Genomic DNA, 21,834 nt, shown 5'->3' with positions numbered 1-21,834 from the left:
TTTTCGGCCTACGGGCCCACCGCGCGCAGCACGGACTCCACCCGGGGCAGCGCCGCGCGGATGTCCTCCAGCGACACGGCCCCCACCGACAAGCGGAACCACCCCGTGTCCTCCATCAGGCCAAAGGCCTGGAAGGGCACCAGCGCGAAGCCCGCCTTGTCCAGCAGCAGCTTGCGGATGTCGTTGTTGGTGCGCAGCCCCGCGCGGCCCACCAGCTCGAACTGGACCGACAGGTAGATGGCGCCCTGCGGCGCGATGGAGCGCACGGGCAGACCGGCCTCCCGCATCGCCGTGAAGCCCTGGTGGAGCGCCACCAGCCGCTCGTCCAGCCGCTTCCGCATGGACTCCAGGAAGCCCGACATGGCCGGCACGTCCTCCAGGAAGCGCGCCACCGCGCCCTGCTCGGCCTTGGGGGCCCATGCGCCCACATGGCCCAGCACGTCCTTCATCCTCGAGATGATGGAGGGAGGCCCCAGCGCCCAGCCCACCCGGACTCCCGTGGCCGCGAACGCCTTGGAGATGCCGTCCACGAACACCGTGTAGGGCGCCAGCTCCGGGACCAGCTCCAACGGCGTCACGTGCCGGGCCTGCCCGAACGTGAGCGTCCAGTAGATCTGATCGAACAGGAGCAGCAGGGGCTTGGTGCCCAGCGCCTCGCGCCGGCGGTTCTCCTCCACCACGCGCTGGCCGATGTCGCGCAGGGCCTCGGGGGAGATCATCGTCCCGGTGGGGTTGAGCGGACTGCACAGGCACAACAGGCGGGCCTCGGACAGGTGCGGCGCCAGTTGCTCCACGGTGGGCATGAAACCGTGCTCGGCGTCCGTCCTCACCTCCACCTTGCGCACGCCCATCATGTGCGCGTAGTGGTTGTTGTTCCACGACGGCACCGGGTAGACGACCGTGTCACCCGCGTCCAACACCGTGCGGAACAGGCCATAGATGATGGGCCGCGCGCCCGCGGTGATGAGCACGCTCTCGAGGGGATACCTCAGGCCCAGGGCCCGCTCGTAGAAGCGCAGCACCGCCTGGCGCAGGGGCAGCACGCCGTCCGAGGGCGGATAGTTCGTCTCGCCCGCCGTCAGCCCCGCGGCGATGCCCTCGCCCAGGGCGGAGGGAATGGGGAACTGGCTCGGATCGAAATCCCCCACGGTGAGGTTGCACACCTGCCGTCCCTGGGCCACCAGCTCGCGGATTTCCGCCGCGATGCGCAGGATTTCACTGCCCTGGAGACCCCGGGCCATGGTGCCAACGGTGTCGTCCCGCCGGGGACCAAACAGGGAACTGAGTTCAAGAGCCATGGCGATACCCTCCTTCAGGGACGGTATACGCGGCGCGGAGACCGCGCCCAAGTGGACCGTGGGGCCGCCCCCCACTTTCACGGGCGGCAATCCCACTGGCACTCCGAGGCCACCCGTGACACACGGGGCCTTCATCCGGCCCTCGGGGGGCCGCCAGGAGAACGTGCATGAAGCGCAGAGGACTCGCGGTACCGACGCTGGGACTCATGGTCTGCCTCGCGGGGGTGGGTTGCAGCAAGGACAGCGCGCCCCCGCCCGCCCGCGCCGCGGAGCCGCCCACCGCCCCGGCTCCGGCTCCGGCCAACAAGGACACCCCCGCCCCCGTCACGCCTCCGCCCGCCACCGCCCAGCCCACTCCCGCCGAGCCCGCCCCCGCCCCTGCCCCCGCCGCTCCGGCTCCGGCCAAGGTCGGCGAGTGGATGGAGCGCAAGCTGGAGCTCTCACGCCCCGAGCTGAAACCGGTGACGCTGCGCGAGGTGCGCGCCGCCCGCAACGACGGCTTCGACCGCGTGGTGTTCCAGTTCGACTCGGACCAGGTGCCGGGCTACCGGATCGAGTACCTCGATACCCCCGCCATCAACTGCGGCTCGGGAGATCCCATCCCCCTCGCCGGCCAGGGCCGCTTGCAGGTGAGCCTCCAGCCCGCCCAGGCGCACGAGAATGGCCAGAGCACGCTCGCCGAGCGCGCGCGCAAGCCCGCCCTCCCCTTGCTCGAGGAGATGAAGCTGACGTGTGACTTCGAGGCCGAGGTCACCTGGGTGCTCGGGGTGAAGGAGCCCCACGCCTACCGGGTGCTGGAGCTCAAGGAGCCCACCCGGCTCGTGGTGGACGTGCGCCACTGAGCACCTGGGCTCAGAGGGAGCGCGACTCCCTGGCCAGCCGCTCCAGGGCCTCGATGAGCGGCCCGTGCTGGGCGCGCGCCGCCTCGCCGCCCGCGCGCAGGGCCATCGCCAGGGCGAGCGGCAGGTTCAACGCCGCGTTCTTCCCGAGCTTGCGCGCGTACTCGCCCCGGTAGTCCCGGGGCACGCGCAGGCTCCAGTTCTCCTCGTTCACCGTGCCGGGCGCGTTGTACGTCTCCGTCATCCCCAGCAGGTCCGCGAAGAACACCATCACGTTGCGCGCCCGGCTCACGAACAGGTCCGCGAACTTCGCCTGCACGAGCAGCCCCGGCTCCTCCAGCAGGCTCCGCGCGAAGTCCGCCCGCCCCGCCTCCTCCGGATGGAGCCGCCACGCCAGGTAGTCCGCCTGCGCCCGCGCCTCGCCCGCGGCATGCCACCGCTCGGCCAGCGCCCAGATGGACTTCGTGTCGTGATTGCCCAGCATGATCCAATCCGCGGGCTCCGCGTTCTCCGACCGGTACACATCCCGGGGATTCGTCAGGTCCGCCTTCTGCGTCACCCGGAAGCGTCCCAGCCCGTACCGAGCCGTCACCCGCTGGAGCGGATGGGGCATGGTGCTGAGCACCTCGCACAGCAGATCCGACACGTCCCGCCCCCGCGCGTGCGCCGCCGCGACGATGGCGTCGAACAAGGTGCTGTACCGGGACACCTGGGCCGCGCTCAGCTCGCGCACCCACCCGTCCGCGTAGCGCGGCACCGAGCGGTCCACCCCCTCCGGCGGAACGATCGCCCAGTGCGCGAGTTCCGGGTGGTCCGGCAGATCCGGCGAGGAGAAGAGCCGCGCCCCGCCCTGCACCGCGCGCAAGGGCTCCGGCTCGTCCGCGCGGTAGACCCAGGGACACACGAGCCCGTGAGGATGATCGATGCGCAGTCCGTCGTACTCGGCCAGCATCTTGTCCACCCGCGCGGCCATGAACCAGAGCACCGGACCGGGCCGCGGCACCGGCGCGTAGGCATCCGCTGGATCCGGCGGCGCGTGGTAGAGCGCGGGATCCAACACCGGGTAGTTCCAGGGCTGGCCCTCGGGATTGGTGCGGCTGGGTGGCGCCCCCATCAGGTACGAGCCCAGGAACAACCCCTGCCACGCCCACGCATCGCGCGGCGAATAACCAATCTGCAAATCCCCGTACAGCTTCAGGCCCCACGCCGCTGTGTGCTCACGCAGCTCCGCGTGCTGCGCGTGCACGAGGAACTGCCGGAAGGCATACGCTTCCAGCTGCCCGGCGTACTTCGCCTGGAGCACGCGCCGGCGATGGGCGAACGCCTCCGCCTCGCCCGGACGCGGGTTCCACAGCCGCCGATCCCACTCGCTCGACCATTGCCGCCACCAGCCCCGCCCATGCTCCGCGCACAGCACGTCATAGAGCGCGTCCCGCTCCAGCCAGGCCTGATGCTCGTGCCGGAAGGCGTCGAAGCGCTCCGCCAGCCGGGAGATGGCGCTACCTGGCACGGCCTGGGCCCGCTTGAACTGGAAGGTGGCCCAGGCCTCCTCCAACGCCTGCTCCTGGGCCCGGAAGAACGCGCGGTGCCGCACCCGGGCCCCCGTGCCGGAGTGCTCCGCCCAGAGCGCCCGCACGCGCTCGGGGCTCAACAACGCGCCCCAGGGCTCCTCCCGGGTCAGCGGGCCGAGCGCCACGTTGAGCACGTTGCGCGAGAAGAGCGTGCCGTCATACGGCGAGGCGTTGTCCTCGGACGTCTGCCCCTGGGGGCCCAGCTGGATGCCGTTGAAGCCCAGCTCCCGCGCGAACTCGAGGAAGCGCAGGCCCCCCTCGGCGTAGGGCGAACCCCGTCCTCCGTCCTCTCCCGGAGCCGAGGGGAAGCTGGGATCCTGCAGGCTCAACACCAGATTGCGCACACCGAGCGCGGCCAGGGCCGCCGTCACGTGTCGCCGGAAGTCTTCGGACAGGGTCGTTCGGGACATGGGCACTCGGCGCGGCAGACTAGCGCGCTCAGTGCCGTACCGCACCGCTCAGGTTGAGCACCACCACTCCCGCGATGATGAGGGCGATGCCCGCCACCGCCCCCCAGTGAAACGCATCCCGGAAGAACCACCAGCCAATCATCGCCGTACACGCCGTGCCCACGCCGCTCCACACCGCGTACGTGAAGCCCAGGGGCAGCGCCTTCAACACCTGGCTCATCAGGTAGAAGGCCGAGCAGTAGCCCACCAGCACCACCACGCTCGGCACGAGCCGGCTGAACCCCTCGCTCGCACGCAGTGCGCTGGTGGCCATGATTTCCAGGGCGATGGAGATACCAAGCAGCAGATAGGGCTTCATGACGGGCTCCCGCGCGGTCAGGCCGCGCCCGCTGGATACCCTTCCCGCTCCTCCACCCGCCAGGATTCTCTCAGCACGTCCGGTATGCGGAAGGGCGGGCGCTCACCCCCACGGCCCACCCAGACGATGCTCTTGAGGAGCCGGCGGCCGAATCGCTCGCACACCCGGGCCATCATCCCACCTCCATCACTCCCCTCCTCCATCAGCCGTCCCAGCGCCCGCAGGGGCTCCAGCAGGGAGAGCGCGCCGTCCGAGGGTGGCACCGCGAGCAGATCCGCCGTCGAATCCCCCACCAGGTAGCGGATGAGCGAGGCGCTCACCCCCTCGAAGATATGACCCGGCAGCAGATGATCCAGGCGCTCGATGAGCACGCTCGTCATCGCCCTCCCCTCCTCGCTGGGAGCGAACACCCGCGAGAAGATGATGTCCGCCAGCGCGTTGCCCTCCTCCACGCGCTCGGGCAGCAGCCGCTCGTCCACCCCCATGAGGAAGCCCACCAACCGCCATGCGTGGTAGTAGGCCTGGGCCTCGCGCCGCGTGGGCGTGTAGCCGAGCTTCACCAGCGCCCTCAACGTCACCACCGAGAAGGTGAGCAACGTGCCCGCCATGTCCTCCTGGTTGACGGGCTGGCCCCACTCCGGATTCCACCGGCCACTGCGGTGCACCAGGTAGCGCACCGCGGCGTGCATCAGCCGCACCTTCTGGGCGTCCCGGATGCCCCACCCTCCGGGCGACAAACCGCCCGGACCCATGACGTCCACCACCAGCTGCGCCGTCTCCACCACGCGCCGCAGGATGTCCTTCTCCATGCGCGCCGTCAGGTGCAGGACCTGCACACCTTGTGCGCCCGCGTAGCAGGTGGGCAGCGCCGCGCACACGAGCGCCACCACCGCCAACGGGCCACACCGGTTGAACATCGCCTGACCCTCGTGCAGCAGCTCGGGGTCCACCCACTCGGGCATCCGGCCGCTGTGCGCGAAGTAGCTCCGCAGCGGCTCGGGCATCTGCTCCAATGCCACCGTCTCGTGCGCCACCAGGTGCTTCATCAAGGCGTTGGCCGAGCCCACCTGCCCATGCGCGAAGAGCTCCTGGATCACCGCGTCCGCCAGGGGATCGCACCGCGCGCGCATCGAGTCCAACAGCCTGCTTGTCTCGTGTCCATCCAACATCAGGAAGTCCCTCGACATGGCCCCGTCCTCCGCCACCACGCTCGGACGGCATGCCAGTCTGGCACACCGCCGATGGCTCTCAGTAGAAGCCGGTGGCACGGACAGAGCTTCCCAGCGCGCTGGCGAGCGCCCCCTGTGCATCACACCACCCCCGCCCGAGCGGCATCCCATCGAGCGCAACCCCTCCCAGGGTGGGTCCAGAATACGACAAATACATCGTTCCCGTGGCCCACCACCTCATGCGCACAGCGCACTTGCGGACCAACCGCCAGTGAAGCCCTGGCCTTCGCGAGGAAATTCTGGGCCGGAAAGCCGGTCTTAAGATTCTCTTACGGCGCGGCGGATAGGAGCAAGGCTCATGGGAGAACGCATCCTCCTCATCGAGGACGATCCACAACTGGGCGCGCAGATCGCCGACTTCCTGGGCCGGGCGGGGTTCGAGCCCACCTGGTGGACGGTCGGCCGGGCCTTGCCCGCGAACGAGGCCGCCACCTACCGGCTCATCATCCTGGACCTGATGCTGCCAGGCACCTACGGCCTGGACATCCTCCGGGAGCTGCGCGAGGGCTCGGGCTCCGACATCCCCGTCCTCATCCTCAGCGCGCGCAACGACACCGCCGACAAGGTGCGGGCACTCAAGTTGGGCGCCGACGACTACATGACCAAGCCCTTCTGGCCCGAGGAGCTCGTGGAACGGGTGCGCGCGCGCCTGCGCCGGCCCGTGCTCCAGCGCCAGGGACTCGTGGAGCTGGGCACCCTGCGCGTGGATCTCGAGTCGCGCGAGGTCCAAGTGGCCGGCCGGCCCGTGGAACTCACCCGCGTGGAGTTCGATCTGCTGGTGGCGCTCGCCCGCCGGCCCGGCGCGGCGGTGACCCGCCAGTGGCTCGCGGAGAACGTGTTGGATCCGGAGCGCGAGGGCACCGAGCGCACCCTGGACGTGCACGTGTCCCGGCTGCGCCGCAAGCTCGGCCCCGGCAAGCACATCGAAACGGTGTGGGGCATCGGCTACCGGCTGGGCGAGGGAGAAGAACCTTGAAGCTGCGGATGCGGCTGGCCCTCACCACGGTGGCGGTGGCCATCCCCGTCGCGCTCTGCATGGGATGGGTCCACCTCGTCCTCCAGATTCAAGCGGTGGAGACGGCCCTGTCCGACTACGCGCTGGCCCACATGACCTCCGAGGGCCACGAGCGCTGCGAGGCCTCGCCGGAGACGTGGAGTCAGGAGCCGCCTCCACCCCGCCCCTTCTGGCCGCCCTCGCGCGACAATCCCCTGGGTGGCCCTCCCAGCGGTCCACCCCCCGGAGAAGGACGCGGGTGGGGTCCTCCCCCGGAGCGCCGCGAGGACGGCCCTCCCCGCCGGAGGAAACCCCGGAGCGGCACGCGGCTGTACGCGTACGACTCGAATCTGGTGTCTCGCAACCCCCAGGCACCCACCCTGGAGCCCTCGCTCGCGAACGCCATGCGCCAGGGCGAGGACGTGGCCAGCCACGCCCCGGGATTCGGACCCGGCGGCCCCCGGGAAGCGCTCGTGCGCATGCCCTGGAGCGGGCCCTGCGCCTTCGTGCTCGTGCAGTGGCAGGGACGGCCCGGACCCAGGGACGAGGGCTTCTCCCCCATTCCGCTCGAGTTCTGGCTGCTGCCCACGCTGCTCGCGCTCGTCGGCGTGCTGCTCGCGCTCGGGCCGGTGGTGCGCCGCCTGCGCCAGCTCACGGACGAGGTGAAGATCTTCGTGCGCAGCACCTACCAGGGCCGCATCACCGTGCGCGGCGACGATGAAATCACCGAGCTGGCGCGCGCCTTCGACGAGGCCGGCCGCGAGGTCAACGCGCAGATGGACCTCAAGGAGAAGCGCGAGCAGACGCTGCGCTCCTTCCTGGAGAATACCACGCACGACGTGATGATCCCCCTGACGGTGCTCCAGGGCCACCTGGCGGAAATCCAGGGGAAGACGGCGCGGGGCGAGCCGATGGAGGCCTCGGTGGTGGCGGCGGCGAGCCAGGAGGCCCACTACATGGCGGCGCTCATCCACAACCTGGGGGCCGCGGCCCGGCTGGAGGCCGGCGAGCCCGGAATGCAACGCGTGTCCGTGGACCTGAACGCCCTGGTGGCGCGGTGCCTGGGCCGCCATCGCCCCATCGCGCGCCAGCAGGGCGTGCAGTTGGAGCACGCCGTGCCCGAGCCGCCCGTGCACGTGCTCGGGGATGACACGCTGATCGAGCAGGCGGTGAGCAACGTCATCTACAACGCCGTGCGCTACAACGCGCGAGGAGGCCATGTGGCGGTGGTGCTCGAGCGCGAGGCGGGCGCCACCTTCCGCCTGCGCGTGTTGGACGACGGGCCCGGCATTCCCGAACACGAGCTGCCCCACATCATGGAGCGGCATGTGCGCGGCGACGCGGCGCGCACCCGCGGGCCGGGAGGACACGGCCTGGGCCTCAACATCGCCTCGCGCGTGACGGCGCTCCACGGCTGGAAGCTCCAACTGGGCCGCTCCGAATATGGAGGACTCCAGGTGGACTTCCTCGGCGAGGAGTTGCCTCCCGCGCCCGGGCAGGCGGCGCCAGAAACCGGGTAGGACTGCTACCTTCGCGCCCATGATCGACACCGCCGCCCTCGCCACCGTGCTCTCCATCTACGTCGTCGGTGTCATCAGCCCTGGCCCCAACTTCGTCGCCGTGGCGCACGCGGCCGTGTCGTCGTCGCGAGTCAATGCGCTCGCCACCATGGCGGGCATCGTGACGGTGAGCATGTTCTGGGCGTCGGCGGCGATGCTGGGGGTGCACATCGTCTTCGAGACGTTTCCCTGGCTGGCGCTCGGCATGCGCGTGGCCGGCGCGTGCTACCTCGTATGGTACGGCGTCCGGCTGATCATGCGCGCGCGGCGGGAACTTCCCGTGGCCGGGACGGCGATCGGCATGAGCGTGCCGCGGGCATTCGCGCGCGGCGTGCTGACGAACATCGCGAACCCGAAGGCCATCGCGTTCTTCGCGACGATCTTCGCGTCCGCGCGCCCCGCTCAGGTGACCCCGCCGACGCTCGTGGCGATGGTGCTGGGCGTGGCCGTGGTGGCGAGCACCTGGTATGGGTTCGTGGCCCTGGTGCTGTCGCACGAAGGCATGGCGATGGTGTACCGGCGGAAGAAGGCGATCGTCGATCGCCTGTGCGGCGGGCTGATCGTGGCGCTGGGCGTGCGCCAGCTCGTACGCTGACGCCTCGGCGCGGGACCGACTATAGTGTCGTCTCATGCATGGCCGTCGCGTCCTCTCTCCAGTCCTCCTTCTCGGCGCCGGAACCGGCGAGGCCACCTGCGGAATCCTCTATCTCGCGGGCTATCTGCGACGCAGCGGGATCGAGGCCTTCGTCCGGCTCTACGACGGGGACCAGACCGAGGACGAGGTGGCACGCTCGCTCGAGGCCCTGGTGGCCCGCGTGCGCCCCCGGCTCGTCGGGATCAGCCTCAAATGGTTCCACCACATCCACCGCGCGCTGCTCCTGGCTCGGACGCTGCGCGAGATCGACCCCCACATCCGAATCGTCGTGGGCGGCAACACGGCGTCGTACTGGTGGCGGGAGCTGCACGCGTTTGACTGCTTCGATCACATCGTCCTGGGCGACGGCGAGCGGCCACTGCTGGCGCTCTGCCAGGGCGATCCCTCCCCGCCCAACTGCGTCACCCGGGCTCCGGACGGCACCCCGCGGCGGTTGCCGCTGGAATACGTGCAAGGCGCCACGAACAGCGAAGACATCTACTACTCGCACTTCGACGACATCTTCCTGAGCCATCAGGATCGCCACGCCTTCTCGGGGTGGGTCGCGCCCGGCAAGGGGTGCGGCGAGAACTGCCTCTATTGCGGTGGAGCCCGCGGCAACCAGAAGGCGGCCTTCGGACGCGCGAAGCCGTTTCTGCGCTCCGAGGAGAGTGTGCGCCGCGACCACCAGGAGATCGCCCACCGGGCGTGGCAGTTCCGCTACGACTTCTCGGGAAGCTCGGCGGAGTTCCTGCAAGGCACCTGGGCGGGGGTCGATCTCTCACGCCACTCCTGTATGTATTTCCTGTGGGGAGTGGCCCGGATGGAGCTCATCGACGCCCTGGCCCAGACCTTCGAGCACGTCCACATGGTGCTCGACATCGGCTGCTTCTCGGAACAGCAGCGGCACGAGCAGATGCGCCGCGGCCTGCTCAAGCCGTGTGCATCGGACCAGCAGCTCCTCGAGATCATCGACAACTGCCGCCGCCACAAGAACCTGGACATCGAGGTCTCCGGAATCGCGGGCCTGCCCTTCGCCAGCGCCGCCACGCTCAAGGAGGAAGTTCGCCTGGTGGAGCGTGTGATGAGCCTCGACTGTGGGGTGGGCTACCAGCGGCTCGAAGCGCAGCCCGGGGCGCTCGTCACCGAGCACCCCGCGCGGTTCGACATGGTGACCGAAGCGCGAACGTTCACGGAGTTCCTCGATTACTTCGAGCGGCGCGAGCCCGGCGAGGTGACGGTGCCGATGCTGCGCTTCCGCGACAAGGCGCTCGAGGCGGCGGTGCAGCGCACGTCGGAGCACGTGGAGGCCCTCGAGTGGAAGCACAGCGAAGCGAAGCGACGGGTCACGATCAACGGACGCACGCGCCTGCGGAACACCGCCCCCTCGACGCTCCGGTTCAAGCTCGGTGATTGGTTGGGACATCACCGGGTCCCCGCGAAGGTGGCACAGGAGCAGGTGACCGTCGTCCGGTCGGTGGACGGAACGGGCCTGGTCTGTGCCCCCTCGGTCAGCCCGCGAAGGTTCACCGACCCGACGCTGGATCAGGGCGAAGACGGGCAGATTCTCCTGACCACCCTGGCCGCCTTCGAGCGCCCGACGACGGTCGCCAGCGCGGTGGCGCAGTTGGGAGCGAAGGTGAAGCTCGACCCGCAATCAGCGCGCGAGGTCATTGATCATCTCGTTGACGGACGATTCCTGCAGCCCGCGTGAGGCGCGAGGTGTCGTAGCGCCGGGGCGGCGTGCGTCGATTCAAAGCGTGCCGGAGTGAGGCAGCCCGGCGCGGAGAACACCAGCGGCGATCAGCATCCACCCCATTCCGTCATCGCGGGCGAACAGCTCATCGCGGACGTCTACGCTGGGCGTATGGGGTGCTCTGGTGCCAACGGAGTACGAAGCCGGGACTGACACGTCGAGCGGCCTTGGCGTGCATGAACGGCGAGGCTAGCCGAGGAGCGCCCAGGAACTGTCAGGCCACGCGGAGGAGTTTGCGCAAGGCCCCGGAGGGAACGAGCGCCGTGAGCGGCTCCGGGCAGTACATGTAACTCTGTGGGGGCGTGAATCCGGGCCGGACCCGCCGCGGTTCGTCGAGGGGAATGGGCGGAAGAATCACCGTCCGTCCGATGGCAATCGCCACCGCACTGTCCGTGTTGCGAAAATATTCGGCGTAGTCCTCTTCCTGGATGCCGAGGACGGATCGGTGCCGTTTCCAGAGCGTGGCCACCGGCATCTCAAGTTCCTCCTGGACGAGGAACGCGCCCGTGAGCGCCTGGGTGGGCGATGACGTGTAGATCACCACCACATCTCCCGGATTGGCCCCTAGCTTCCGCTTTCGGAGCTCGAACTTCTTCTCTCCAGAGAGAATGAGTTCGGAGTACTGAGGCTTGATGGAGAGTAGGAAAAAGCGTCTCACTCGGTTTGATCCTTCCCCACCATCCTACGATTCGAGTCTGACGCCAGTTTTTTGGTTCAGCCCAATACCTGGGTGATGAAGGGACGGGCCTCTTCTGGCAGCGGGAGTGGCGGAGCCAGAATCCTCGCTTGGCGGAACAAAACACCAAGGTCTCCTCGGCAACTCCCACGACCTTGACGCACTGTCCTTGTTGGGAGCGGTAGAACAACAGCATATCCCCGGGTTGTATCTGACGTGTCTGCGCGTAGCACAGGTACGCCTTGCGGATGGAGTTCCCGAAGGGGTGTTGCCCTATGGTCAGCGTGAGCTGCTCCTCCGCCTCGGGAAACAGTCTTCGTAACCGTTCACCGACTCAGGCTGAGGCCGAGAGTTGGACCGAGGCATGAAGGGGCAACAACGAGGGAGTCGAAAGGCCCCGTCGATGTGCGTGGAGGGTGTCCGTCAGGAAGTCCAGCACGCCTCGCCGTTGCAACTTGAGGGTGGTAACGGTCGTGAGGATTCGTTCCACGAAGAGGCTGCCTTCGGGGCCTTGCGTGCCAAAGGATGTCTTCCTGTACATGACCGCGTGACGCAGGCACCTCTCGGCGAAGTTGTTTGTCGGCTCCACCTCCGGTATGTCGACAAATGTCCACAGGCACTTCTCCCACCGGAGGATTTCCCGTGCCATGCCGGCTGTTTTCTTCTGCGCGCACACCGCGGCCCGGCGCAGCAGTCGGCCCACTTCGCGCTCCACCTCGGGCATCCTCTTCTCGAAGTCCTCCCGTGCCAGCGTGCCATCGCGCACCCAGTGGTACCAGGTGAAGAAGCGCTCGACTTGCCGCATCAACGCCTCGCCAAGCGGCCCTCCCTCGCCGCCCCGCTCGATGAAGCCCTGGAAGTCGCGCAGCAGGTGGGCCCAGCACAACTGCCTCAGGCCCGGGTCATACCATGCGTACGCGCTCCACCTGTCACTGCCCAGGATGCCCGCGAAGTCTTCTCCCAGCAGCGCACGCGCTACCTTGGCCCCGCGACTCCGAGCGATGTGAAAGACAGCCACCAACGCCGTGGCCACCAGCCACAGCCAGGCACGTTGGCCTCGGCCTTCCCGCCGCCCCTCCACCCACCCCGTCTCGTCCGCGTGCACCCTGTCGGCGGCCTTCACGTACTCGCCAGCCTCGCGCACCGCCGGGGCGAGCGCCTCGGCCATTTGCCCTTCCAGATTCACCACACTGCCCACTGACAGCCGCACCCCCACCATGTCCGACAGCGCGTCCTTCACCAGTCGTTTGGACAGCCGGTACTTGCCCACCAGCAGACTGGCGAGCGCGCCCAACCTATCTCCGAAGGCACTGCTGGCGTACCCGGGCACTTCCTCTCGTGTCACCGTGCCGCACGCGCCGCATTCCAGCGCATGGCTGCGATACTCCGTGACAACGGCCGACAGCGGCGGCACCTCCACCACCTGATGGCGGCGCGGCTCCACGTCTCTTCCCTCCAGCCGACGCCCACAGTCCTTGCACTCCTTGGGCACCAACTCGACGACGTGCCGCACCTCTTCGGGCGGCAGCAGCTCGCGCTCATGCTTCTTGTGTCCGGGCTGGCCCCCAGGACTTCGGCCCGTTGGCTTCTTCGGCTGGCGCCGGGCTCCAGGGCCGTCCGAGGAAGGCGGCTTGGAGGAGTTACTCGAGTTCTGGCTCAGGCGCGCCTCCAACTCCGCCACACGCGCAGTGAGTGCTTCCACCTTCGCCATCAACTCCGCTATCCGCGCGTCTCGCGCGGCCACCATCGCTTCCAGTTCCGCAATCCGCGCGGCTCGGGAATCCACTTCCGCCATGTCTCTGCTACACCACGTCTCCCGTCCCCTCGTCCAGCACTACTTCTCCCGTTACCTCCTTCCTGCCTCCTCCTCAACCGAGCCGGGGCGGTGAACGGTTACCAGTCTTCCTTGCTCGCCTTCAAGGGTTTGCGTAGAACAAGCTCGCCGTTTGTCTTGCGTTCAGGCCACTCATCGAATCCGAAGTTCTCGAACATGCTGATGAGTTCCGCCTGTTTGGGGAACGCGGTAACGTAAATCCAGTCGAATCCCTCGTCGTACCCGCTGTTGAAAGCGGCCTTCATCAACAACTCTCCATACCGAAAGCCCCGATGCCGTTCCGAAACCTTGAAGGAGGAGAGCTTCAACAGTTTGCCTTCCATACCGAACTCGGGGCCAGTTTCGGGCTTCATCAAGCAGAGACCAGCTACCGCTTCCCGGTCTGGTCCCCAGACCACCCATGCCATACGGTGTTCTCGCTTGCTCTTCTGGAGCCAATCATCGAATCCCGGGTAGTCCAGCCGCAGGCTGCCCCAGATGGGGTCCTCCGATGACAACTGGTAGATTGGCACCCGCTCCACAGCGGGAGGTGCTGCCGGAGGAGTGGGAAGAAGTCCTCGTAGAACCGCGAGTGCACCGGAGAGGTAGAGGACACGTTCCCCAAGACCAACACGTCCCCCGCGCGGGGAAGCGCGCACGAGACAAAAGGACCGCGAGACTCGCGCGTCCGTCGGGTCCATCACGTCCCGCACATACAAAGCGGAAAACGTGTTTATTGATTTTAACCTGAAAAACCAATAGAAGATACGCAGGAGGATTCCCCCATGAGGCCACTTCGCCGTCACGCCCTTGGCGCATCCGTCGCGTTCGTCGCCTGCCTCAACGTCCCCCTCCACGCGGACGCGGCTCCCCGGCCCGTGTACGCACCGAGCGGTGGTGGGTTCGCCGACCCGTCCGTGGTCAACCACAACAACCAGTTCTACGGCATGTCGACGGGAAGCCTCGTCCCGTCGGCGCAGGGGAACATCGCCTCCGGTCCCTGGATGGCCGAGGGTCCGGCCCTCACCTCGAAGCCCTCGTGGGCCACGGGCGGCGGCATGTGGGCCCCGGACCTGGAGCGGATCAGCGCGAACGCGTGGGTGCTCTACTTCGCCGCCCCCGTGAATGGGCTGGACGCCAACCAGCGCTGTATCGGGGCGGCCACCGCCAGCTCGCCGCTCGGGCCGTTCACCCCGGTCGCGGGCGGACCGTTGGTCTGCCCGGGGCTGGCGGACGTCCCCACCGCGGATGACACCGTCCCGGGCCGCCCCCTCACGAACGCTGGCGTCATCGACCCGTCCGGGTTCAAGGACAGCGACGGGACGCGCTTCCTGCTCTACAAGACGCAGCAACTGCCCTCGTCGCTGCGCATCGTCCGGCTCAACGCCGCCGGCACCCACGTGGCCGGTGGCGCCACCAGCCGTCAGCTGCTGCGCTCGGACCGCATCGTGGAGAACCCGGTCCTGGTGAAGCGCGCCGGGGACTACATCCTGTTCGCCTCGCGAGGGCCGTACAACAAGTGCACCTACGAGACCATCTGGATGCGGGCCAATGGCGTGGGCACCAACGCCTTCAACGCCGTCACCCAGCACACCCTGCTCACGGATGGGAACACCGGTGGCGTGTGCGGCCCCGGCGGCGCGGACATCGCCGAGGCGATCGACGGCGGGCAGCGGATCTTCTTCCACGGCTGGCTGTGCGGCGGCGGTCCCTGCCCGATCAACTTCGACGCGCAGACCGACGACGGGGGCCGCCGGGGCATGTACCTGGGCGTGCTGGGCTGGGACTCCCATGACAACCCGGTCGTCAACAAGTTCCTCAGCCCGGAATGACCTCCCCAACGCGCCGGGTGATGCAGCCCGGCGCCCACCCCTGAGACATCATGCTCGAACTCTTGTCCTCGGCCGTCCTCAGCCTGCTCCTCTCCCTGGGCTTCATGCCCTCCGCCAGCCTGGAGCGGACGGCGGCGCTCGCGGTCACGACGACCACCGTCGCCACCCACAACACCCTTCACGGAAGCGCGAACCTCAAGCCACTCGCGGACGTCATCGGCTGGCAGGAGGTGGACACCGACGAGGGCCACTCCAAGCTCGGCGCGCTCGAGTACTACGACCACTTCCGTCCTGGCGCGGGCCGGCTCGACGCCCGCAACTCCATCGCCATCTCGTGGCGCAAGAACAAGTACGAGAAGACGGGAGACGGCTCCCGGCTCACGCATGGAGGTGAGGCCGGGGTGACGCCCTCGCGCTTCGTGAACTGGGTGGTGCTCAAGAACAAGGACACCGGCGCGAAGCTGGCGTTCATCAACACCCATTACATCTCCGGCGCCTGGAACGGTGAGCACCCCGAGCGCCAGGAGCGCTGGCGGACGCACAACACCGTGGTGCACGAGGTCGTCGCGGAGCTGCTCTCGCGGGGGCTGCCCGTCGTCCTGGTGGGCGACTTCAACCGTCCGCTCTCGCAGGACATCCCGGGGATGAACCACCTGCGGACGGCGGGTGTCGACGGCGTGCCCATCGACCAGATCTACGTCAGCCGTGGCATCGGCACCGGTCCCGCCGAACGCCTGGAGAAGTACGGCTCCGACCACTTCGCCTACACCACGACCGTCCAGTACTGACGCACGGTTCTCGCTCAGCTCATTTTCTCCAGCAACATCCGCAGCTCCTCCTGCTGCGCGGTGCTCAGGCGGCCGAGCCGCTCGCCGAACGCGTCCGACAACAGCGCCAGGCCCTGGTGCATCACCTTGCGCCCGGCGGGCGTGAGCCGCAGCCGGTGGCGCCGCATGTCCTGGGCGTCGATCTCCCGGCTCACGAAGCCCGCGGCCTCGAGCCGCTTCACGTACACCGTCACCGTCGGCTTGGGCATGCTCAACGTCGCCGCCAGCTCCGCGGGGTAGGGGTGCTCCTCCAGTGCCGCGAGCACGAACAACTCCTTGGTCTCCACCCCCAGCGTGGCGATGTCCGGGGTGACGTGGGAGATGACCGACATCAGCAGCCGGTAGCTCAGCGACCAGATCTTCGCCGGGTCGATTTTCGACATGGTCCGTTGCGCGGAAAAATGGTACGAAATTAAATTGGTTTAAGGCTGAATCATCTCGGCCTCCCCAAGGTAGCACGTCCTCAGGAGCACCCATGCCTCTCGATCATTATGTGACGCTCGGCCGCTCGGGCCTTCGCGTCAGCCCGCTGTGCCTCGGTGCGATGACGTTCGGTGAAGACCTCGGCTGGGGGACCAGCGTCGAGGAGTCCCAGCGCATCATCGACCGGTACATCGAGCTCGGCGGCAACTTCATCGATACGGCGAACCTCTACACGAAGAGCCACTCCGAGAAGATCATCGGTGACCACGTCGGACGCCACCCCGCCCGGCGCGACCGCCTGGTCATCGCGACCAAATTCAGCGGAAACCTCTACCCGGGGGATCCGAACGGCGGCGGCTCCGGTCGCAAGTCCATCATCTCCGCGTGCGAGAACTCGCTGCGCCGCTTGCAGACGGATTACATCGACCTGTACTGGCTGCATAACTGGGATGTGCACACGCCCATCGAGGAGACGATGGCCGCGCTCGAGGATCTCGTCCGCGCGGGCAAGGTGCGCTACCTGGGCGTCTCCGACACGCCAGCGTGGAAGATCGTCGAAGCCAACATGCTGGCGCGCTTCCGCGGCTGGTCGGCATTCATCGGACTCCAGATCGAGTACTCGCTGCTGGAGCGCACCGTGGAGCAGGAGCTCGTGCCGATGGCGCGCGAGTTCGGCCTGGGCATCACGCCCTGGTCGCCGCTCAAGAGCGGCGCGCTCAGCGGCAAGTACACGCGCGCGAACGCGGGGCAGCAGAAGGCCGACCGGGGGATGTTCCTGGACCCGTTCCTGAACGAGCGGACCTACGCCATCGTGGACGCCCTGGAGGCCATCGCCCGAACGCACGAGAGCACCGTGGCGCGCGTGGCGCTGGCGTGGGTGCAGGCGCAGCCGGGCGTGACGTCCACCATCATCGGCGCGCGGCGGCTCGCGCAGCTCGAGGACAACGTGAAGGGGGTGGACGTGAAGCTCACGAGCGAGGAGTTGGGCCGCCTCGATTCGCTCACGAAGCCCGCGCTCGGATTCCCGCAGAGCATGCAGCCGATGTTCCCCTCCATCCACAATGGAGGCACGACGGTGAACGGCACCTATGCGCCCCCGTCCGCCTTCGGCATCGAGAAGGGTGACAAGCCCTACTGACCCGCGTCGGAGCAGTCAGCGCCGACACCAGCCGGTCCGCCGCGCTCGGGGGTTCCAACCCCCTTGCGCCGGAGCGGAATTGGGCTCCTGGGCCGACGTGTAGCGTCCCCATGCGTCCTACACGTCGGCGGCCACTTCTCGCGCACTCACGTGATGGAGCGCGCCTGCTACTTCTTGGCGGGCGTGACGCGGAAGACGACCGTGCCACCACAGCTGGTGTTGGAGTAGCACCCGGCACGCAGTTCGTAGGTGCCCGTGGTGGGCGCCGTGTACTGGAAGAAGGACGCCGAGCCTCCACAGTTCTCGTCGTTGTAGGCGACCTGGGTGCCGCCACCGAACAGGCGCAGGTAGGTATCACCCGTGGCGGTCGCGCCCGGCAAGCTGCAGGTCCCCGCTTCCAGCACATCTCCCGCGTTGAGCGTGAACGTACGGTTCACGGTGTTCTGTTGGGCGCTGTTGGTGTCGGACGCGTTGTAGGTCAGTGCCGGAATGGCGGCGGGCGTGATGCGGAAGATGACCGTTCCCGCACAGCTGCCGCGGGAGTTGCATCCAGCGCGCAGTTCGTAGGTGCCCCGGGTGGTCGCCCTGTGCCGAATGAAGGACGCCTTGCCACCACAAGCATCGTTGTTGGACATGACCTGCGTACCACCACCGAACAAGCGCAGCGAGGTATCCCCCGTGGCGGACGCCCCTGGCAGGTCGCAGGTCCCCACTTCCACCATGTCCCCGATATCGAGCGTGAACGAGCGGTTGACGGTGTTCTGTTGGGCGTTGTTGGTATTGGCCGCCACATAATAGAGGGGAGAGGTGGGCCCGGACGTGACGCGGAAGGAGACCGTGCCACCGCACGCACCATTCGCGTAGCAGCCCGCGAGCACCGTGTACGAGCCCGTGGTCACCACCGGGTATTTGATGAAGGACGCCATGCCTCCGCAGTTGTCATCGTTGGCCGCGACCTGGGAGTTCCCCCCCCAACACGCGCAGGAAGGTATCGCCCGAGGACGACGCCCCCGGTAGGCCGCACGTTCCCACTTCCAGCACATCTCCCGCGTAGAGCGTGAGGGTCCTGTTCTGGGTATTCTGCAGTGCGCCGTTGGTGTTGGACGCGCTGTAGGGGAAGGGCTCCAGACCCGGGGGGACGGGAGCCTCGAAGCTCAGCCGCTCCATCGTCGCGTAGGCCTGGTACGTGTTGATCTGCGCACCGCCAGCCGCGAGTACCGAGCCATCAGGCAGCACATTGAGGGTGAAGTCAGATCGCGGGATGCTGAGCAACCCCACGATGGTCCATCGCTGTGTGGCGAAGTCAAACCACTCGATGGGCATTTGACCATCGAGCTGATCCGTAGAGCCCACCACCATCAGTTTGCCATTGACAAGAACGGCCTTGGACCTCCAGTCGTGTGGGCTGTTGGCTTGAGGCAACAGGGTCCAGGTGTTCGTGGAAATGTCATACACTTGTATGTAGCCATTGTCGCTGGAATCATACCCATCCACGGCGACTCGTCCGTCAGGAAGCAGGGTGGCACTGGGTGATGAATTGCTCTTGAGGAGGGGAGTCAACAAGGACCACGTTCCCGTGGAGGGCGTGTAGAGTTCAACGAGCGTTCGGTTATTGTTCCATGCGTATCCGCCAATCAGCAGCACGCGACCATCCGGCAGTTTGATGGCCGCCGGATGTATCCGTCCGATGCTCAAGGAGCCCGTTTCAGTCCAGGTGTTCGCGAGGGGATCGAACAGGAAGACGTGCGTATAGGACGAAGAGCCACCGGCCACCAGGACGCGGCCATCATCCAATTGGACCATGGACAGGCCGTAGTTGATGGTGGGCATGGGTGGCAGCAGCGTCCACGTGTCGGTGGCGGGGTTGTATTTCTCCGCGGCGGTACTGACACCCTGTGCATCGACTCCACCCAGAACCAGCACATGGCCATCCGTGAGGGTGAGGCAGGTGTGCGCGCGCCGGGCGACGTTCATCTTCGCCCGGAAGGACGTGGTCCGTGTGACTGGATCATAGACCTCCGTACTGGCCGTGAAACCGGACCCCTCGTTCACGACACCTCCCACGAACAGGATCTTTCCATCCGATAGCATCTCGGAGCAGTGCTGATAGCGGGCCAGTTGCAAAGACCCCTCCGTCCGCACGGCTTTCTGCTCGACTCGCACCAGTTGCGTCTGCTCCGTCACGAGCTCCTCGCCCGAACCGCACGCGACAAGACCCAGGCCCAGCAGCGCCGCCTTGAGACACGACTTCCACATGAGACAACTCCCCCTCACCGCCCAGGACACACCTCTCACGGGCGCGTCCCTCGCGGCTCATTTGAACAAAATTTGAATTGAATGAAGGCCCGCGCACCGAGTGGAAAGCGGACGAGCGCCTTGTATCCACAAGGGCCCGAGTCTACTTCCGCAATCACGACAATTGATTGAGCGATGGCGCCACGGTGCCTGGCGCCGCCGCGGGCCCCGGTTCTTGTCGAAGAGGCAGCGGTCAACGTGCCCGCCATCCTCCTGCCCGTCGTCGCGGATGGTTTCTGGACGACCGCGCGGCCCCGCGAGGGGAGCATCCGCGTCCGCCGCCGTCCCGACCTCGCTCTCGGGGCGCAAGCGGCGCGTGGCTCGCGCGATTGAACGGGGAATACCAGATGCAGCTGACATTCACCGCGACGGTGGTCGCGGCCGATGGCTCGAAACCCACCGGCATCCTCACGGTGACTCGCAACGGAGTGCCGCTCACCACCGCCGCTCTGACCGCCGCTCACAATGGGACGGTCAAGCGCCCCCTGCCGAACCCGTCCGTGCCCGGCACCTACCTTCACGTGGTGACCTTCACGGGCGAGGGCTACGAGAGTTCGTCGAGGTCGCAGACCGTGGGATACTTCTGATCGGCTGACGCCCGCCCATCCAGAGCGGGTCGGTCGGCCACCTCGAGAGGACCCCGTCCGTGGCGGCCGTCAACGGCGTGGCGCGCTTCTCCTCGCTGGTGCTGGAGAAGGCCACGGCGAATGTGGGCCCCGGACCTGTACTACAGTTGGACGTGGATATTGGGCGCTCTGCGGCGGTAGTGGCAGAGTTTGGCGACGGCCTGATGATGGCGCCGCCAGCGGCTCCATCGCAGGATGAAGTCCAGCGCGGGCCGCACCACCCAACGCGCGAGTTTCCACATCAGACGTCTCACTTCCTGAACACTGAAGCGGATAAGGACAGGCCTCGCCGCCGTCGAAACGCTCCCATGCGACTGCTTCGATGCGGCGGGCCCAGGCGTTTTGGGACTGGGTGCTCCTTCTCGGACGCGTTGGCCATGACTCGCGCGGCCGCCAGGAATGCATGTGCTACCAGGCACAACGTCATGTGGCGGTACCACCCTCGCCATTTCCTCACCTCATAGTCGTCCAGTCCCACCTCCCCCTTGGCCGACTCGAAACATTCCTCCACCGGCCAGCGCTTGCCGGCCGCTTCCACCATGGCGGCCAGCGACGTCGTGGCCGGTGCATGCACCAGATAAAAGCTCACCTCGCTCTCCTCCGACACGCTTCGACGGAAGAGAAACCACCGCGCCTGGGTCCCCTCATGCGAATTGACTCGGACTCGCGCCCAGTCATACCTGCGCGGTCCCTTGGCTCCCGCCCCCGCCGACAGCCTCGTCCATTCTCGCCTCTTCACCTCTTTCAAGACTTCTCCCGCCGTCACCTGCTCCACCCCGCGCCAGGCGTAGGTATTGGAGGCCACCGCCAGGACATACCGTTGCGACTGGCTCTCCAAAAACCGTCGCAACTCTCCATCCCGGCCATACACCTCATCTCCCACCACCCACTCGGGACGGAGTCCCGCGTCGAAGGCCCGCTGGAGCATGGCTCGCGCCAGCTCGGGTTTCGTCTGGAATCGCACCCGCCGTGGAATTCCCGCCTGACGACATCGGTCCGGGTCCTCCAGCCAGTGCTCGGGCAGGTACAGTTCGCGGTCCACCAGGCAGTGGCCCTTCTCGGTGACGTAGGCCAGGAAGACGCCTATCTGGCAATTCTCAATGCGGCCCGCCGTGCCACTGTACTGCCGGGCCACTCCCGCGGACTTGTCCCCCTTCTTCAAGAAGCCTGTCTCATCCATGGACAAGACTCCCCCCTCGCCCAGTCGCTCGCGGGCATACGTCAACACGTCATCCCGCAGCGCGTCCTCGTCCCAGTGCGCCCCGTTGAGCAGATGTTGAAAGGCGTAGGGCGTCGCCCTGCCCACCTCCTCGCTCAAGCCCCAGGAGTTCTTGCGCTCGACTCGGGCCAGCAACCCTTGCAACAGAGCCTCCGCCGAGGCTCGTGTCTCCGGACGTGCGAAGTGGGGCTCCACCCACTCCCGCACGCGGCGCCACTCCTGCTCCCATTTCTGGACGAGCACCGCTTCGTTGTTGTCCGAGACGATGGCGCTGCTGGACATGACCGCCCCCAGGTAAAGGTGACTTCTCCCATGGGTTGTAACCACGCCACCTCCG

22 protein-coding genes are annotated in these 21,834 nt (G+C 67.4%); 10 read left to right on the top strand and 12 right to left on the bottom strand.

Annotation, left to right across the window (positions count from 1 at the left end):
- Positions 1-8 precede the first annotated feature (8 nt).
- On the bottom strand, positions 9-1,298 hold the full coding sequence (locus MEBOL_RS20335; RefSeq protein WP_095978995.1) for a pyridoxal phosphate-dependent aminotransferase: 1,290 nt from the start codon (positions 1,296-1,298) through the stop codon (positions 9-11).
- Between the two features lie 167 nt (positions 1,299-1,465).
- On the opposite strand from MEBOL_RS20335, the gene MEBOL_RS41925 reads away from it, so the two are divergent.
- A complete protein-coding gene (locus MEBOL_RS41925; protein WP_095978994.1) occupies positions 1,466-2,140 on the top strand; it encodes an AMIN-like domain-containing (lipo)protein in 675 nt (224 codons plus the stop codon).
- A gap of 10 nt (positions 2,141-2,150) precedes the next feature.
- On the opposite strand, the gene MEBOL_RS20325 is transcribed toward MEBOL_RS41925, so the two are convergent.
- From MEBOL_RS20325 to MEBOL_RS20315, 3 genes are read right to left on the bottom strand one after another with little or no spacing between them, the layout of a single operon-like run.
- On the bottom strand, positions 2,151-4,118 hold the full coding sequence (locus MEBOL_RS20325) for a 4-alpha-glucanotransferase (protein WP_095978993.1): 1,968 nt from the start codon (positions 4,116-4,118) through the stop codon (positions 2,151-2,153).
- A 28-nt stretch (positions 4,119-4,146) separates the two neighbouring features.
- A complete protein-coding gene (locus tag MEBOL_RS20320; protein WP_095978992.1) occupies positions 4,147-4,476 on the bottom strand; it encodes a DMT family transporter in 330 nt (109 codons plus the stop codon).
- A 17-nt stretch (positions 4,477-4,493) separates the two neighbouring features.
- Positions 4,494-5,663 (bottom strand): oxygenase MpaB family protein, encoded by a 1,170-nt coding sequence (locus MEBOL_RS20315; protein ID WP_157775288.1) that lies wholly within the window; start codon positions 5,661-5,663, stop codon positions 4,494-4,496.
- Between the two features lie 340 nt (positions 5,664-6,003).
- Between MEBOL_RS20315 and MEBOL_RS20310 the strand changes: the two genes are divergently transcribed.
- From MEBOL_RS20310 to MEBOL_RS20295, 4 genes are read left to right on the top strand one after another with little or no spacing between them, the layout of a single operon-like run.
- Entirely contained in the window at positions 6,004-6,681 is a 678-nt protein-coding gene (locus MEBOL_RS20310) for a response regulator transcription factor (protein WP_095978990.1), read from the top strand.
- On the top strand, positions 6,678-8,219 hold the full coding sequence (locus MEBOL_RS20305) for a sensor histidine kinase (RefSeq protein ID WP_095978989.1): 1,542 nt from the start codon (positions 6,678-6,680) through the stop codon (positions 8,217-8,219). Before MEBOL_RS20310 ends, MEBOL_RS20305 begins: the two co-directional genes overlap by 4 nt.
- A gap of 19 nt (positions 8,220-8,238) precedes the next feature.
- The gene (locus tag MEBOL_RS20300; RefSeq protein WP_095978988.1) at positions 8,239-8,853 is read left to right on the top strand and encodes a LysE family translocator; all 615 of its coding nucleotides are present in this window, start codon (positions 8,239-8,241) and stop codon (positions 8,851-8,853) included.
- Positions 8,854-8,887: 34 nt separating this feature from the next.
- Positions 8,888-10,606, top strand: coding sequence for a B12-binding domain-containing radical SAM protein (locus MEBOL_RS20295; protein ID WP_095978987.1), 1,719 nt, complete (start codon positions 8,888-8,890; stop codon positions 10,604-10,606).
- Between the two features lie 256 nt (positions 10,607-10,862).
- Here MEBOL_RS20295 and MEBOL_RS20290 read toward each other — a convergent pair whose 3' ends face one another.
- The 3 genes from MEBOL_RS20290 to MEBOL_RS20280 form a co-directional block, all read right to left on the bottom strand.
- Positions 10,863-11,189, bottom strand: a complete 327-nt coding sequence (locus MEBOL_RS20290; protein WP_483869361.1) for a hypothetical protein — start codon at positions 11,187-11,189, stop codon at positions 10,863-10,865.
- Positions 11,190-11,658: 469 nt separating this feature from the next.
- Entirely contained in the window at positions 11,659-13,119 is a 1,461-nt protein-coding gene (gene tnpC / locus MEBOL_RS20285) for an IS66 family transposase (protein ID WP_095977180.1), read from the bottom strand.
- Between the two features lie 98 nt (positions 13,120-13,217).
- On the bottom strand, positions 13,218-13,670 hold the full coding sequence (locus MEBOL_RS20280) for a GNAT family N-acetyltransferase (RefSeq protein WP_157775285.1): 453 nt from the start codon (positions 13,668-13,670) through the stop codon (positions 13,218-13,220).
- 252 nt (positions 13,671-13,922) lie between these two features.
- Between MEBOL_RS20280 and MEBOL_RS20275 the strand changes: the two genes are divergently transcribed.
- Positions 13,923-14,969 carry a glycoside hydrolase family 43 protein gene (locus MEBOL_RS20275; RefSeq protein WP_095978984.1) on the top strand — a complete coding sequence of 349 codons (1,047 nt, stop codon included), beginning with the start codon at positions 13,923-13,925 and terminating at the stop codon, positions 14,967-14,969.
- Between the two features lie 50 nt (positions 14,970-15,019).
- Positions 15,020-15,757: an endonuclease/exonuclease/phosphatase family protein gene (locus MEBOL_RS20270; protein WP_095978983.1), complete on the top strand. Its 738-nt coding sequence runs from the start codon at positions 15,020-15,022 to the stop codon at positions 15,755-15,757.
- 14 nt (positions 15,758-15,771) lie between these two features.
- Here the strand turns inward: MEBOL_RS20270 and MEBOL_RS20265 are convergent, their stop codons facing one another.
- Positions 15,772-16,179, bottom strand: coding sequence for a MarR family winged helix-turn-helix transcriptional regulator (locus MEBOL_RS20265; RefSeq protein WP_179956432.1), 408 nt, complete (start codon positions 16,177-16,179; stop codon positions 15,772-15,774).
- A 92-nt stretch (positions 16,180-16,271) separates the two neighbouring features.
- On the opposite strand from MEBOL_RS20265, the gene MEBOL_RS20260 reads away from it, so the two are divergent.
- Positions 16,272-17,357, top strand: coding sequence for an aldo/keto reductase (locus tag MEBOL_RS20260; protein WP_095978982.1), 1,086 nt, complete (start codon positions 16,272-16,274; stop codon positions 17,355-17,357).
- 167 nt (positions 17,358-17,524) lie between these two features.
- On the opposite strand, the gene MEBOL_RS20255 is transcribed toward MEBOL_RS20260, so the two are convergent.
- Both MEBOL_RS20255 and MEBOL_RS20250 read right to left on the bottom strand, forming a co-directional pair.
- The gene (locus MEBOL_RS20255; RefSeq protein WP_095978981.1) at positions 17,525-18,283 is read right to left on the bottom strand and encodes a PPC domain-containing protein; all 759 of its coding nucleotides are present in this window, start codon (positions 18,281-18,283) and stop codon (positions 17,525-17,527) included.
- Between the two features lie 13 nt (positions 18,284-18,296).
- Positions 18,297-19,613: a Kelch repeat-containing protein gene (locus tag MEBOL_RS20250; protein WP_095978980.1), complete on the bottom strand. Its 1,317-nt coding sequence runs from the start codon at positions 19,611-19,613 to the stop codon at positions 18,297-18,299.
- Positions 19,614-19,850: 237 nt separating this feature from the next.
- Between MEBOL_RS20250 and MEBOL_RS43705 the strand changes: the two genes are divergently transcribed.
- Complete coding sequence (locus MEBOL_RS43705) at positions 19,851-19,985, top strand: hypothetical protein (protein ID WP_281256673.1); 135 nt, start codon at positions 19,851-19,853, stop codon at positions 19,983-19,985.
- Between the two features lie 14 nt (positions 19,986-19,999).
- On the top strand, positions 20,000-20,239 hold the full coding sequence (locus MEBOL_RS20245) for an Ig-like domain repeat protein (protein WP_095978979.1): 240 nt from the start codon (positions 20,000-20,002) through the stop codon (positions 20,237-20,239).
- 140 nt (positions 20,240-20,379) lie between these two features.
- Here the strand turns inward: MEBOL_RS20245 and MEBOL_RS41920 are convergent, their stop codons facing one another.
- Both MEBOL_RS41920 and MEBOL_RS20240 read right to left on the bottom strand, forming a co-directional pair.
- Complete coding sequence (locus tag MEBOL_RS41920; RefSeq protein ID WP_170115460.1) at positions 20,380-20,520, bottom strand: hypothetical protein; 141 nt, start codon at positions 20,518-20,520, stop codon at positions 20,380-20,382.
- Positions 20,521-20,528: 8 nt separating this feature from the next.
- On the bottom strand, positions 20,529-21,779 hold the full coding sequence (locus tag MEBOL_RS20240) for an IS701 family transposase (RefSeq protein WP_245918803.1): 1,251 nt from the start codon (positions 21,777-21,779) through the stop codon (positions 20,529-20,531).
- Positions 21,780-21,834 lie beyond the last annotated feature (55 nt).

The sequence above is a fragment of the Melittangium boletus DSM 14713 genome, from assembly GCF_002305855.1.
Classification (GTDB): Bacteria; Myxococcota; Myxococcia; order Myxococcales; family Myxococcaceae; genus Cystobacter; species Cystobacter boletus.
This window is presented reverse-complemented; position numbering and strand designations above follow the sequence as displayed.

What these genes read in the sequence shown, in the direction of transcription:
- MEBOL_RS20315 (WP_157775288.1), bottom strand. Translation starts at nt 5,663, where the DNA reads ATGTCGAGGGACTTCCTGATGTTGGATGGACACGAGACAAGCAGGCTG.
- MEBOL_RS20250 (WP_095978980.1), bottom strand. Translation starts at nt 19,613, where the DNA reads ATGTGGAAGTCGTGTCTCAAGGCGGCGCTGCTGGGCCTGGGTCTTGTC.
- MEBOL_RS20255 (WP_095978981.1), bottom strand. Translation starts at nt 18,283, where the DNA reads ATGGCGTCCTTCATCAAATACCCGGTGGTGACCACGGGCTCGTACACG.
- MEBOL_RS20260 (WP_095978982.1), top strand. Translation starts at nt 16,272, where the DNA reads ATGCCTCTCGATCATTATGTGACGCTCGGCCGCTCGGGCCTTCGCGTC.
- MEBOL_RS41920 (WP_170115460.1), bottom strand. Translation starts at nt 20,520, where the DNA reads ATGTGGAAACTCGCGCGTTGGGTGGTGCGGCCCGCGCTGGACTTCATC.
- MEBOL_RS20310 (WP_095978990.1), top strand. Translation starts at nt 6,004, where the DNA reads ATGGGAGAACGCATCCTCCTCATCGAGGACGATCCACAACTGGGCGCG.
- MEBOL_RS20335 (WP_095978995.1), bottom strand. Translation starts at nt 1,298, where the DNA reads ATGGCTCTTGAACTCAGTTCCCTGTTTGGTCCCCGGCGGGACGACACC.
- MEBOL_RS20325 (WP_095978993.1), bottom strand. Translation starts at nt 4,118, where the DNA reads ATGTCCCGAACGACCCTGTCCGAAGACTTCCGGCGACACGTGACGGCG.
- MEBOL_RS20270 (WP_095978983.1), top strand. Translation starts at nt 15,020, where the DNA reads ATGCTCGAACTCTTGTCCTCGGCCGTCCTCAGCCTGCTCCTCTCCCTG.
- MEBOL_RS20275 (WP_095978984.1), top strand. Translation starts at nt 13,923, where the DNA reads ATGAGGCCACTTCGCCGTCACGCCCTTGGCGCATCCGTCGCGTTCGTC.
- MEBOL_RS20265 (WP_179956432.1), bottom strand. Translation starts at nt 16,179, where the DNA reads ATGTCGAAAATCGACCCGGCGAAGATCTGGTCGCTGAGCTACCGGCTG.
- MEBOL_RS41925 (WP_095978994.1), top strand. Translation starts at nt 1,466, where the DNA reads ATGAAGCGCAGAGGACTCGCGGTACCGACGCTGGGACTCATGGTCTGC.
- MEBOL_RS20245 (WP_095978979.1), top strand. Translation starts at nt 20,000, where the DNA reads ATGCAGCTGACATTCACCGCGACGGTGGTCGCGGCCGATGGCTCGAAA.
- tnpC (WP_095977180.1), bottom strand. Translation starts at nt 13,119, where the DNA reads ATGGCGGAAGTGGATTCCCGAGCCGCGCGGATTGCGGAACTGGAAGCG.
- MEBOL_RS20295 (WP_095978987.1), top strand. Translation starts at nt 8,888, where the DNA reads ATGCATGGCCGTCGCGTCCTCTCTCCAGTCCTCCTTCTCGGCGCCGGA.
- MEBOL_RS20300 (WP_095978988.1), top strand. Translation starts at nt 8,239, where the DNA reads ATGATCGACACCGCCGCCCTCGCCACCGTGCTCTCCATCTACGTCGTC.
- MEBOL_RS20240 (WP_245918803.1), bottom strand. Translation starts at nt 21,779, where the DNA reads ATGTCCAGCAGCGCCATCGTCTCGGACAACAACGAAGCGGTGCTCGTC.
- MEBOL_RS20320 (WP_095978992.1), bottom strand. Translation starts at nt 4,476, where the DNA reads ATGAAGCCCTATCTGCTGCTTGGTATCTCCATCGCCCTGGAAATCATG.